A 12,084-nucleotide genomic window follows, 5' to 3' on the forward strand; every position below is an offset into this window, starting at 1 on the left:
CCTCCTTAAAAGCTTTCAAACTCGGCATCCAGTTTATCTTTGCCGGAGCCTTCTGTTGACATATCCAGCATAAGTCCTTCCTGTTTGTTATGTCCGTTGTTTTTAGGGGAAGCTTCTTTATCACTTTTAATATCTTTTACTTTCCCGGTTTTCTTCCCCGGGTTATTTCCGGAGGAGTTTTTTTTGGATTGTTGATATCCTTTGTTGCCTTCTGCCATTTTGAAAAATGCCACAGAGTGCTGTAGTGCCGCTGCCTGACTTGATAGTTCTTCGGAGGTGGCCGCCATCTCTTCGGAGACACCTGCGTTACGCTGGATTACTGTATCGAGCTGTTGTATTGATGTATTTATCTGGTCTGACCCTGTTCGCATTTCGTTGCTTGCTGCTGTTATTTCCTGAACCAGTTCAGCTGTTTTCTGTATGTCTGGCAGTATCTGGTCGAGGAGTCCGCCTGCTTTCACTGCGATCTCAACACTTGATGATGAGAGTTCACTTATTTCCCCTGCTGCTTCTTGACTGCGCTCTGCGAGTTTACGCACTTCAGATGCAACAACGGCAAAGCCTTTACCGTGTTCTCCTGCCCTTGCTGCCTCAATTGCCGCATTCAGAGCCAGAAGATTTGTCTGTCTGGCGATCTCTTCTATTATAGAGATCTTATCTGCAATATCTTTCATGGCTTTTACGGTCTGCCCCACAGCTTGTCCGCCTTCTTTAGCGTCGGATGATGCTTTGAGAGCGATCTTTTCAGTCTGGAGAGCATTGTCGGCATTCTGGCTTATGTTGGAGGCCATTTCTTCCATGGAAGATGAGGCTTCTTCTGCGCTTGCCGCCTGTTCTGTTGCGCCCTGAGACATGTCCTGAGCCGCGGAGCTTAGTTCGTTACTGCCGGCCGCCACATTATCTGCTGCTGATTTTACGTCTGCAACTATAGACCGCAGATTATCCACCATGGCTTTCAGGTCTCCGTACAGCCCTGTTGGTGCTTTTCCTTTGTTAGTGGCGAATTCAACATCAAGATCACCGTCAGAGATGCGCTTGGTGATTTCTGCCATGTCCTTAGGCTCTCCGCCGAGGGGAGCTTTAACTACTTTGGTTATAAACCATGCGAAGAATATGCCTATGAGAAAGCCTATTACAGATATTATTGAGACTATTTGCATTGTGAGTTCATTACTCTCTTGAACCCTTGGCCCGAGCTGATCCTGATCTGCTGTGACGCTGTGACTGACGTTTAAAGCAAGCTGCTGTAGCTCAGGTCCCAGGACCCCCAGTGCCGAGTCAGCTATTTTATGGTACTGGTTAATGTTCAGTGCCATAACTTTGAATCCTTCTTTATATTCGTTTAGCCATCTTTTAAAGTTATCAAACATTTCTTTACTGTTAGGGTTGTTGAGGTTGTTTGCCATAAGAGGGATGAGCTTGCCTATCTCTTCGTTGAGTTCTATGTTTGTTCTGTCCTCGGCGTCTTTAGCACCTGTTGTTGAAAAAGTAAATGAGTAGTATCTGCCGAGCATCAAGTGCTCCTGCATTCGTCCTGCATAATAGGCTGCTTCCATATTGCCGTCGGCGTGAGCGGAATGCATTATGTCTGTTAGTGCTTTGCGCATATCAATGCCAAGTTTCACAAGGTTACCTAACTGAGCATTTTTATTTTTTATCGCTTTGTCGACCTGATTGAAATTATCAGTGTACTGTTTAAGTTTTTTTTCAAGTTCAGTTAGGTACTGAACTCTTTCAGGTTTTTTTATTGAGTTTTTTGCCTGAGTCAGTTTTTTAGCAATGGCATCTGTACGGTTCATAAAAGCAAGCTGGTCTTCATCTTTATTGGAAACAAGAAAATCCTTTGCAGCCATTCTTGATAAAAGCATATCCGACAACATGTCGCTGGCAAGGTTGTTGTCTCTGGCGAGTGCCCTGTATTCTGTGAAGCCTTTAGAGGCTTTCTGAACTCCAATAAAGGAGGCTGATGCCACCACGAGGAGTAGAAACAGCACAGCTATAAAGCCGACTGCTATTTGTGTTCCAAGTTTCATGTTACTAAACATATTGTCCCTCCGTACCTTTTGATACTTATTCAATACTTGTATATATTTTTGCTATATCTATGATCAGAGCTACCGAGCCGTCACCAAGGATTGATGCCCCGGATATGCATTCAACACCTTTAAAAGCTTTGCCGAGAGATTTTATAACTGTCTGGTGGTCGCCAACGACATTATCGACAAGGAACCCGACTTTCCTTTCTTCAAGCTCGACAATCACTATCTGCTGTATAGCCGGTTCAGCTTCTCTTATACCGAATATGTCACGCATTTTTACATAAGGGACAAGGTCGTCTCTGACTTTAATTATCTTTCTACCGGATTTCCGGTGTGTAACCCCTTCGGAAAACTCTATGCATTCTTTGACTATAGAGAGAGGAATTATAAAAAACTGTTCCCCTATGCTGACAAGAAGTCCGTCAATGATTGCCAGCGTAAGGGGTAGTTTTAGGGTAATGGTAGTCCCTTCACCCTGTATGCTGTCAATGTCGATAGTTCCTCTCAGCTCTTCGATGTTTCGTCTGACAACATCCATGCCGACGCCTCTGCCGGAGACATTAGAAACTGAGACAGCAGTAGAGAATCCAGGTGCGAAAATGAGCTCCCACACTTCTTTATCCGTAAGCTCTGCGCCTTCCGGAATAATGCCTTTTTCGATTGCTTTGTTATAAACTATATCTCTGCGTATGCCTTTGCCGTTATCTTTGATTTCGATCAGAACAGAGTCACCGGAGTGTACGGCGGAAAGGAGTATCTGCCCTTTATCTTTTTTACCGGCAGCAGCACGCTCAACGGGGGTTTCTATCCCGTGATCAAGACTGTTTCTTATCAGGTGGACAAGAGGGTCTCCGAGTTTTTCTATGACAGTTTTATCAAGCTCGGTGTCTTCCCCCTTTGTCACAAGTTCAATATCTTTTCCCAGTTCTTTTGAAAGGTCGCGTACAAGGCGTTTGTATTTATTAAATGTTGAACCTATGGGGAGCATTCTGATGCTCATTGTATTATCACGGAGTTCCCATACCAGTCTTTCGACTTCTTCTGCAATCTTGAGCAGATCAGGGTTCATGTCCTGAACAGCAGTTTGGTTCAGTCTTGCCTGAACTGTTACGAGTTCTCCGACCAGATCCACCAGAATGTCCAGTTTTTCGGACGGTACCCGCAGGGTTGAATTATTTTCTGTTGCGTTCTTTTTGGCACGGATGTCTTTAACAGTTTTTTGTTCCGCCAATGCAGCTTCGATGGTTTCATGTGCCACTATGCCTGATTCAACAAGCATCTCTCCCAGCATTTTCCTCTCGCTGAGCAGTTTGTTTAATACTTCCGGAGTTATATCCCCTTTTTCGAGTAAGATTTCTCCCAGCTTTTTATAATTATCTCTGTCGCCGTCAAAATCTTCAATTTCAGTAATAGTAATTTCGCTGTCGTCTTCTACAAATATAAAAACATCTTTAATATCATCTTCGGTTTTGGTTGTAGTTAATATGATGTCCCATAAAGTGTAGCATTTTTCCGGGTTCATTTTCAGAGCGGAGGGTATTGAGGTTGTATGGGCAACAATCTTAGCTTCCCCCATCCCTTCAAGTTCCATAAGCAGCAGCTCCGGATCTGTCCCCTGCAACAGTATGTCTTCTGATGGACGGAATCTTATCCGGAATGTCCGTATTTCTGAAGGTTCAGGTGTTTTCTGCTTATTCTTTTCTTTTGATGCTTTGTTTTTACCGGGATCCGCGGTTTGTTGCAGTCCTCTGAAAAAAGAAAGTATTTCCGTTGCTAAAGCTGAATCAGCTTTTATTTCAGGGTCTTCAAGCATCTCTTTTATGATGTCACAGGATTTCAGTGAGTACTCAAGCATTGCCTTTGATACTTTGAGTTCGCCGTTTCTGACTTTGTCATATGCAGTCTCTATGTCGTGCACCAGGTGAGCGATATTTTCGAAGCCGAACATTGCCCCCGATCCTTTGATCGTGTGCATGGCGCGAAATACTCTTGCGACCAGTTCAATGTCGCCTGAGTTCTCTTCCAGCTCAAGGAGTGAAGATTCAAGTTCTTGAAGAAGCTCCTGAGCTTCCTGTATAAAAACTTCCTGATGCACATCTACAGCCATTGTATTTACCTCAGAACTTTTTTCGTTATAGTTATAAGCTGTTCCGGTTTGAAAGGTTTAACTATCCAGCCTGTTGCACCTGCTGATTTACCTTCTGACTTTTTTCCGTCCTGGGACTCTGTTGTGAGCATGATGATAGGTATAAACTTAAACTTAGGCTGTGCTCTCAGCTCTTTGATAAGTGTGATTCCGTCCATATTCGGCATATTAAGGTCTGTCACGACCATGTCGACAGTATTAGAGCCGGCTTTGGTGAGGGCATCCTTCCCGTCGCTTGCTTCTATGACGTTATATCCTTCTTTGGTCAGGGTAAATTTAACCATCTGTCTTATACTTGCAGAGTCATCTACTGTCAGAATTGTCTTTGCCATCTTAATGAACCTCCTTTCTTACGAGTACACAGTCGTCGTTTTTATCGTTTCCACAGCCTTTATGTCTTGTGTATCCGAGATCGTCAGTCCTTGAGTAGAGAGCTGCACAGTCACCCTCTATGCTGAAGATTTTGTCTGCGTGGGAGTAAGCTTTATGGGACGCACAAAGCAGCTGGGCAAATGTCATATCTATTTTAGATATCTTCTCCAGTGATATGGAGAGGGAGTCAACATCTTCAAATATCTCAAGAATTTTTTTATGAAGAGGTATTGTGTTCATAACTGTAAGTTCACCGCTGAGTAAAAGCCGGGCTGTTTTGTCGTTCTTTTTTTCATATTTCATATCAAGCATGTCTGCCTCCTAGAAAAGCTCAACATTGTCGTCTTCGTGGGCGGAGCCGTTCGACGGTTTGTTGGTTGTAGTCCCGAAGATTTCTCTTTCAGACTCCATGGTGTATATGTTTGCCATATGTTTTGCTATTTCGCTTACATCGACCTTGAGAATGCCCCCTTTATAGCTGCTGAGAGTGTTGCTGAGTTCGAGAAGGTCTGAGTTCATTATCTCAAGAGGTTCAATGACGTGTTCTATTCTTTGCCTGTTTATGTCCTGATACTGCATGGAAACGACCATGTTGTTTATCTCGTCTGCCAGCATGCTTGACGACCCCTGGAGATCCTGCACAATGGAGTTCGAGGTGCTGATGGATTCGTTCAGGCTTTCAAGAGTGGTGCTTATCTCCGCACCTGATGAATCCTTAATTTCATTTGCGTTCTTGACGTTCCTGACAGCGTTGACGTGGATGTTGTTTACGCTGGAAGAAACCTTCTGTACTATATTTTTAATTTCAAGAGCAAATTCATTTGATTTTTCTGCAAGTTTACGGACTTCGTCTGCAACCACAGCAAACCCTCTGCCTGCTTCCCCTGCCCTTGCTGCTTCAATGGCAGCGTTAAGAGCGAGAAGGTTTGTCTGATCTGCGATGTATTCAACATTAGTCACAGTTTCTTGGATTTCATTTACATCATTGATAACAACAGATAGCTCATTATTGGTCTCCTCAATGTAGGAACTGATGTGTCCGATTTCTTCTACAACATTCATAAGTGTCGCACGGCTTTTATCTATGAAAGACCCGCTTGACCCTGTTGAACCTGTAAATGCAGAAACAGCCATTGCTGCATTTTCTGATTGTTCTTCTGCTCTGGATACTATCTCGCTGAATTTCTCAGAGATATTATTGTGGGCGTTTTCGCTGTCTGCGTTTGCTTTCAGAAGTTGTCCCCGCAGAATATTCATAAGCTCTGCACGCTCCTTGAGAACTTCAGAGACAGGGAAGACAGCCTTTTTTATCCCTTCGTAGCATGCCTGTTCTTTTGACTGAAACTTTGTAGTGACTTTCCCGCAGCTTTTTCTGGTGACTAAGTAAACTGCTATTAATATGACGATAGATAGAATCACACTGACGGCAAATCTTGATCCGGATGAGGAAATGAATGCCGTGCCGGTCTGGGCAGTCAAAAGTAAAAGCAGAAAGACCATGCCCCCCTTGTCGATCTGTTTCATGCGTTACTCCTTTGATTTGTAGGTTCTGCAAGCATTTCGTTAATTTTAGATATGAATACCGATGACAGAAATGGTTTCTGTAAAATATCCACTTTGCTCAGCCTCGAGCAGAAGAATTTGATGTCGTAGTTAATAAAACCAGTGATAACGAGGACGGGGGTATCTATATTTTTGTGAACCATGAATTCAAGGATGTCGGCACCTGAAACCTTTGGCATCATAATATCCAGAACTATAAGGTTGTAATGTTCGTCTGAAGTCGCACTCCGTATTATGTGCCTCATGCCTTCATACCCGTCCGCAGCCTCTATAACTTTATAGCCCTGTTTCTTCAGAGCTATTTTTACACCGTTTCTGAATTGATCTTCATCATCGATCAAAAGAATATTTTTAGTTTCCATGTTGGTTAAAAAGCAATCAGTGTGCCATAGTTTAAAGGCTTATTTACCAGCAGTTTAGTGTTTTTATTCACATTGCGGATCGTCAATCATCGTTGACGCAATATTTTTATTGTGTAGTAAGTTGTTTATAATTAAGTGAAAACACGTTTGGTAAATTAAAGTTGACAGTAGGTAAATATGCCTTAAACTTTATCTATATAGATATCAGGAATACCATATGAAAAAAATATTGATTGTAGAAGATGAGATTATTATAGGACTGGATGTAGCGAGAAGGCTTGGAAAGCTTGGATATCAGGTTACTGAAACGGCAACCAGACCGGATCAGGCGCTTGAGTCAATTAAAATTGACAAACCGGATCTTATCATGATGGATATCAACCTCAAGTCTGACATTGACGGTGTGGAGCTTGCTGCTATGATCCGCAAGGATAATGATATTCCTGTGATCTACATGACAAGCTACTCTGACGGCAGCATGATAGACCGTGCTATACAAACGGAGCCGTACGGCTACATTATAAAACCCTATACCGACGGTATGCTTATCGCTTCTCTCAGGACGGCATTTGCCCGCAAAGAGCTTGAAAACAAAAACCGAAGCCAGCATGAGATGCTACAGGGTGTTATGGATAACATCTCTGACTCTATTGTGCTCATCAGAGGCAGCGGAGAAATTATAAGGACAAACAGCCGCTTTTCTGAACTGGTGGGTGCTGACAATCTTGTAGGTAAGAATATAGAAGATGTTCTGGGCGGTTCTCCTGATATTGAGACACTGCATAACATCGGAAGCAGCAGATCCGGGGAAATGTTTACTGCTAAGATTGGCGGGGCTGAAAAAAGCATTCTCATACATACCAGTGATTTTGTCTGGGAAGGCAGGAAGAGTACGCTGCTGACCATTACAGATCTCACTGAAATCATAGCTGTCAGGTCTGCTCTTTCGGATGCTGAACAGAGATTTACCAAAATATTCAGAAAGAAGATGATCCCTGCTGTGCTTGTTTCCTGTGAAGGTATGAGGCTGTTCGAGATGAATGATGCTTTTGCGCAGCTTTATAAAGTTAGTCAGGATGTTGAGGCAGATATAAGTATCAGTGAGTACATAGGCAGTGAAGCTTTAAAGGCTGTGGAGCAGTCGATGGACGCGGACAAGTCTTTCAGAGTGGATATGATCCGGCAGAAAGATAAAGAAGGGCGAGAGTTCTTTGCTAATTTCCGTGGGAAACGTGTGGAGTTTGACAGTGCATCTTTCTTTCTCTTTGATGTTCATGATGTGACAGAACAGGTCAGAATATCTGAAATGGAACGCGAACTGCAACAGAAGCTTATTCATGCAAATAAAATGACATCTCTAGGTACGCTTGTTTCCGGCGTGGCACACGAGATAAATAATCCTAACAACTTTATTATGTTTAACAGCTCTCTTCTGGTGGATTTCTGGAGTGACATCTTTGATCATCTTGATGATAAAACACCCGGGCAGAGTATCGGGAATATGACTCTGGCTGAATTCCGAAGCGATATCGAAGAGCTGATGCATGGGATAATTAATGGCTCTGAGAGAATTAAGAATATTGTACAGGATCTGAAAGGATTTGCAAAAACAGAGAGTTCCGGTTATTCCGAAAGGCTGAATATAGAGAATACGCTTCGAACATCAGTACGTATTCTGGAGCACCAGATAAGCAAGACCACGGGTAATTTTATAATGGATATTGCTCCTGGGTTACCTGATGTCAATGGAAATGAACAGAAGCTTGAGCAGGTTTTTATTAATATTCTTATGAACGCGCTTGAGGCTGTTGCGAGTGGTGATTCGCTGGTTGAGGTTAAGTGTTACCCATCTGCCGGGAAGGTCGTTGTGGATTTTACAGACAAAGGTGTCGGTATTCCAAGTGACCATCTGGACAGAATTACTGAACCCTTTTTTACTACCAGACAGAATTGCGGCGGAACAGGTCTGGGGCTTTCCATTGCATATGCAATTATTAAGGAGCACAAAGGCGTGATAGACATTTCCTCCACTCCCGGAGAAGGAACGTGTGTCAGAATACAATTACCGGGATGTGAGTGAAATGAGTGGCGAGATGATCGTCATTGTTGACGACGAACCCGTCATAACTAAATCATACGAAATCTATTTGCGCAAAGTCGGGTATAAACAGTACAGACTTTATAACGATCCGCTTATGCTGATGGAAGAAATACACAGCCTGATGCCCGCTGTGATCTTTCTTGATCTGCGCATGCCGGGTATGGATGGTGAACAGCTTCTGGAGGAAGTTACGGGAATGTTCAGAAATGCATCTGTATTTATTGTTTCAGGAACAGAGGATGTGGAAACCGCAGTACGCTGCATAAAGAACGGGGCTCTTGATTATCTTGTAAAACCGATTAATAAGGAGCGTTTTCAGACAGCTATCATCAAAGGTCTGGAAATATACAGGATAAAAAATGAGCTTGTGAGTGTAAAAGAAAAGCTGTCAGGTGGTTCTGCTGTAAATCCCGCTTTTAAAAGTATCATAACCCGAAGCTCTTTGATGGAACGTGTTCAGAGATATGTTGAGGCTGTAGCATCAGGGGATGCACCTGTACTTGTCACCGGAGAGACTGGGACAGGGAAAGAGCTGATAGCGGAAGCAGTTCATAAATGCAGCGGCAGAAAAGGGGAGCTTATTCCTGTAAATGTCTCTGCGCTTGACGAAAACATGTTCAATGATACTTTGTTCGGGCACAAGAAGGGGGCATTTACCGGAGCGGATAAGGATCGTGCCGGACTGCTCGCCTCTGCCGATATGGGGACAGTTTTTCTGGATGAGATAGGTGACCTGAGTGATCAGACGCAGGTTAAGCTTCTTCGTGTGCTGCAAAATAATGAATATCTTCCTGTGGGGTCTGATAAACCCAGAAAAACAACAGCGAGGATTATCGCGGCCACGAATGCTGATCTGAAACAAAAGGTTTCTGACGGTGCATTCCGGCAGGACTTATATTATAGACTGGCTGCTCATACAATCAAAATTCCCCCGCTCAGAGACCGAAGAGAGGATATCGAGCTCTTACTTCACTATTTTTATGAAAAGCATCTTCTCGGTTTTTCGCTGGAGCCGGAGTGCGTTCCTCTGGGGCTTATAGAAGCTCTGAAAAAACATGATTTCCCCGGAAACGTAAGGGAGCTTGAGGCTGTTGTTGCCGATTATGTGATTATGTTCAAAAATACATGTGTTACAACAGCAGAATTGAAACAATTCCTTCAGGAGCATCATATTAAGGTTTCAAGACTGAAATCTGAGCGTTATAATACAGCATTCGAATATTCCGGTGAATTTCCGACATTCAAAGAGATGGAGATGCGCCTTATTAAAGAGGCTCTCAGGAGAACAGACGGTAACCAGAGCAGGGCAGCATCTCTGCTGGGGATCTCACGTCAGGCTTTGAATAAGCGGCTCAACTCTTAGGATTTCTTTACAAATTCTGATTTAAGCTTCATCGCTCCTATGCCGTCAATTTTGCAGTCGATGTCATGGTCTCCGTCAACAAGACGTATGTTCTTAACCTTTGTTCCGACTTTTACCACTAGGGAAGAACCCTTTACTTTCAGGTCTTTTATGACAGTTACGCTGTCCCCGTCATTAAGTTCGTTTCCGTTTGCATCCCTGATGATACTTGCTTCTTCAGCTTTGGCGGCTTCTTCGGCTGTCCATTCATGTGCGCATTCGGGGCATATCAGCAGTCCGCGATCTTCGTATGTATATTCTGATTGGCATTTCGGGCAGTTGGGCAGTTCGCTCATGTTGTTGTCCTTTATTGAATTTTGACGGTAATAGTAGCAAAGGGGCGCGGGAAAAGCAACTATGTGTTTATTTGACTATTTATGCATAAGTGCACTGCAATAGTCCGATTTACAGCGTGATATTTTTGTGGTCTGTCGGTGGATTTTCAGTGTAAGTAATAAACGGACTTACCAATCATGAAAAAATATGCAGAATAGTTAATGAATTAAAGTATATTTGATGTAGCTCTATAATAATTTTAACTGTAAAGTGTTTTGACATGCTTACTTTAATGATATAAATTATATTAGATTAAACACGATTCAGGGAGATTGAACATGAGCCCAAGTCAACGGATAGAAACAAACAACATTAACGTTTTTGAAGTAACACCCATAATCGAACCGCAGTATCTTAAGCAGGTGTTTCCTATGCCTCTTGACGGCGACGCCTTTGTTGATAAGTCAAGGAACGCTATTAAGGACATTCTGAACGGAAAAGATAAAAGGCTTCTTGCTGTGGTGGGGCCATGTTCCATTCATGACACTAATGCCGCTCTCGAGTATGCGGGACGGCTGAGGGAACTGTCAGAAAAGGTGCAAGACAAAATCCTTATCATTATGCGTGTTTATTTCGAAAAGCCGAGAACAACAGTCGGCTGGAAAGGACTTATTAATGACCCTGACCTTAACGGGACATATCAGATATCAAAAGGGCTTGGGATGGCAAGACAGCTTTACTGCTCCATAACAGAGCTTGGACTGCCGATTGCAGCGGAGATGCTCGACCCTATTACACCTCAGTATCTTTCCGACATGATAAGCTGGGGAGCAATAGGTGCGAGAACCACGGAGTCCCAGACTCACAGAGAGATGGCAAGCGGGCTGTCTTTCCCTGTGGGGTTTAAGAACGGCACTGACGGCGGGCTGAAAATAGCCATAGATGCTATGTCTGCGGCATGTCGTGAGCATAGTTTCCTTGGTATAAACTATGAAGGTGTAACAGCCATCGTTCATACAAAAGGTAATCCTGATGTTCATATAGTTCTCAGAGGCGGGAACGATTCTCCTAACTATTACAAAAAAGATATAGAAGAAACAGTTACGCTGCTTTCCGATAACCATCTTCCCCCTGCTATCATGGTAGACTGCAGTCATGCAAATTCATACAAAGATCATAAGCGTCAGGGTGAGGTGCTGGACAGTGTCGTAGAGCAGATAAGAGCAGGTCAGACAGCAATAAAAGGCGTTATGATTGAGAGCAACATATACTGCGGCAACCAGAGCATACCAGATGATCTTTCACAGCTTAAGTATGGAGTTTCTGTTACAGACAAATGTGTGGATTGGGAAACAACAGAAGAGATGCTCACTGATGCCCACCGAAGGCTCTGAGAGATAAAAAGTTTATCAGTCACTTTGGTGACTGGATTTTGAAACCGATGCCACAGTGTTTCGACCATTGTATTTTGCTATGTTGAGCGATTTGCTGGTTTTTGCAAGGATTGGCTCTATGTAGTCCTTCGGACGGGGTGCTTTTACGCCGAAGCTGGTGGTTTGGGCTGGTACGTTCGGTATTTGTATAGATCCTAGAGCTTTACGCAGGATATCTACAATTTCTAATGCTTATTCAAGCGATGTCTCCGGTATGAGAACAATAAATTCCTCTCCCCCCCATCTGGCAGCATAATCTGTTGGTCTGATATTTTCCTGGAGCCGTCTGCCTGTCTGTATGAGAATAGAATCTTCCGTGTGTTTTCCGTGGGTATCGTTTATGCGGTCGAAGACATAGCACCACGCATTTATGCGTGGATGAATGAGCTA

General features: G+C 43.4%; 11 protein-coding genes. 3 read left to right on the top strand and 8 right to left on the bottom strand.

Annotated elements, in window-relative coordinates:
- Window positions 1-5: 5 nt before the first annotated feature.
- Genes DACET_RS00885 through DACET_RS00910 form a run of 6 tightly spaced genes read right to left on the bottom strand, consistent with a single transcriptional unit; the run spans window position 6 to window position 6,482 of the window.
- The gene (locus DACET_RS00885; protein ID WP_013009529.1) at window positions 6-2,045 is read right to left on the bottom strand and encodes a HAMP domain-containing methyl-accepting chemotaxis protein; all 2,040 of its coding nucleotides are present in this window, start codon (window positions 2,043-2,045) and stop codon (window positions 6-8) included.
- 25 nt (window positions 2,046-2,070) lie between these two features.
- On the bottom strand, window positions 2,071-4,146 hold the full coding sequence (locus DACET_RS00890) for a chemotaxis protein CheA (RefSeq protein WP_013009530.1): 2,076 nt from the start codon (window positions 4,144-4,146) through the stop codon (window positions 2,071-2,073).
- Window positions 4,147-4,151: 5 nt separating this feature from the next.
- The gene (locus tag DACET_RS00895; RefSeq protein ID WP_013009531.1) at window positions 4,152-4,517 is read right to left on the bottom strand and encodes a response regulator; all 366 of its coding nucleotides are present in this window, start codon (window positions 4,515-4,517) and stop codon (window positions 4,152-4,154) included.
- Window position 4,518: 1 nt separating this feature from the next.
- Window positions 4,519-4,869, bottom strand: a complete 351-nt coding sequence (locus DACET_RS00900) for a hypothetical protein (protein ID WP_013009532.1) — start codon at window positions 4,867-4,869, stop codon at window positions 4,519-4,521.
- A 9-nt stretch (window positions 4,870-4,878) separates the two neighbouring features.
- Complete coding sequence (locus DACET_RS16705; RefSeq protein ID WP_013009533.1) at window positions 4,879-6,081, bottom strand: methyl-accepting chemotaxis protein; 1,203 nt, start codon at window positions 6,079-6,081, stop codon at window positions 4,879-4,881.
- Window positions 6,078-6,482: a response regulator gene (locus DACET_RS00910; RefSeq protein ID WP_013009534.1), complete on the bottom strand. Its 405-nt coding sequence runs from the start codon at window positions 6,480-6,482 to the stop codon at window positions 6,078-6,080. Before DACET_RS00910 ends, DACET_RS16705 begins: the two co-directional genes overlap by 4 nt.
- A 217-nt stretch (window positions 6,483-6,699) precedes the next feature.
- Here DACET_RS00910 and DACET_RS15285 point away from each other — a divergent pair, with 217 nt between their 5' ends.
- Together DACET_RS15285 and DACET_RS00920 are read left to right on the top strand one after the other, a co-directional pair.
- A complete protein-coding gene (locus tag DACET_RS15285) occupies window positions 6,700-8,562 on the top strand; it encodes an ATP-binding protein (protein WP_013009535.1) in 1,863 nt (620 codons plus the stop codon).
- Window positions 8,531-9,946 (top strand): sigma-54-dependent transcriptional regulator, encoded by a 1,416-nt coding sequence (locus DACET_RS00920; protein WP_148214118.1) that lies wholly within the window; start codon window positions 8,531-8,533, stop codon window positions 9,944-9,946. The genes DACET_RS15285 and DACET_RS00920 overlap by 32 nt, the downstream gene beginning before the upstream one ends.
- On the opposite strand, the gene DACET_RS00925 is transcribed toward DACET_RS00920, so the two are convergent.
- A complete protein-coding gene (locus tag DACET_RS00925) occupies window positions 9,943-10,281 on the bottom strand; it encodes a zinc ribbon domain-containing protein YjdM (RefSeq protein WP_013009537.1) in 339 nt (112 codons plus the stop codon). The genes DACET_RS00920 and DACET_RS00925 overlap by 4 nt on opposite strands.
- Window positions 10,282-10,599: 318 nt before the next feature.
- Here DACET_RS00925 and DACET_RS00930 point away from each other — a divergent pair, with 318 nt between their 5' ends.
- Window positions 10,600-11,655 carry a 3-deoxy-7-phosphoheptulonate synthase gene (locus DACET_RS00930; protein ID WP_013009538.1) on the top strand — a complete coding sequence of 352 codons (1,056 nt, stop codon included), beginning with the start codon at window positions 10,600-10,602 and terminating at the stop codon, window positions 11,653-11,655.
- A 231-nt stretch (window positions 11,656-11,886) separates the two neighbouring features.
- On the opposite strand, the gene DACET_RS16740 is transcribed toward DACET_RS00930, so the two are convergent.
- Window positions 11,887-12,078, bottom strand: coding sequence for a diguanylate cyclase domain-containing protein (locus DACET_RS16740; RefSeq protein ID WP_083772445.1), 192 nt, complete (start codon window positions 12,076-12,078; stop codon window positions 11,887-11,889).
- Between the last annotated feature and the right edge of the window lie 6 nt (window positions 12,079-12,084).

The organism is Denitrovibrio acetiphilus DSM 12809 (assembly GCF_000025725.1).
GTDB classification, from domain to species: domain Bacteria; phylum Chrysiogenota; class Deferribacteres; order Deferribacterales; family Geovibrionaceae; genus Denitrovibrio; species Denitrovibrio acetiphilus.

Bases quoted from the DNA above. Each gene is read 5' to 3' on its own strand.
- DACET_RS00885 (WP_013009529.1), bottom strand. From the start codon at position 2,045: ATGTTTAGTAACATGAAACTTGGAACACAAATAGCAGTCGGCTTTATA.
- DACET_RS00890 (WP_013009530.1), bottom strand. From the start codon at position 4,146: ATGGCTGTAGATGTGCATCAGGAAGTTTTTATACAGGAAGCTCAGGAG.
- DACET_RS00895 (WP_013009531.1), bottom strand. From the start codon at position 4,517: ATGGCAAAGACAATTCTGACAGTAGATGACTCTGCAAGTATAAGACAG.
- DACET_RS00900 (WP_013009532.1), bottom strand. From the start codon at position 4,869: ATGCTTGATATGAAATATGAAAAAAAGAACGACAAAACAGCCCGGCTT.
- DACET_RS16705 (WP_013009533.1), bottom strand. From the start codon at position 6,081: ATGAAACAGATCGACAAGGGGGGCATGGTCTTTCTGCTTTTACTTTTG.
- DACET_RS00910 (WP_013009534.1), bottom strand. From the start codon at position 6,482: ATGGAAACTAAAAATATTCTTTTGATCGATGATGAAGATCAATTCAGA.
- DACET_RS15285 (WP_013009535.1), top strand. From the start codon at position 6,700: ATGAAAAAAATATTGATTGTAGAAGATGAGATTATTATAGGACTGGAT.
- DACET_RS00925 (WP_013009537.1), bottom strand. From the start codon at position 10,281: ATGAGCGAACTGCCCAACTGCCCGAAATGCCAATCAGAATATACATAC.
- DACET_RS00930 (WP_013009538.1), top strand. From the start codon at position 10,600: ATGAGCCCAAGTCAACGGATAGAAACAAACAACATTAACGTTTTTGAA.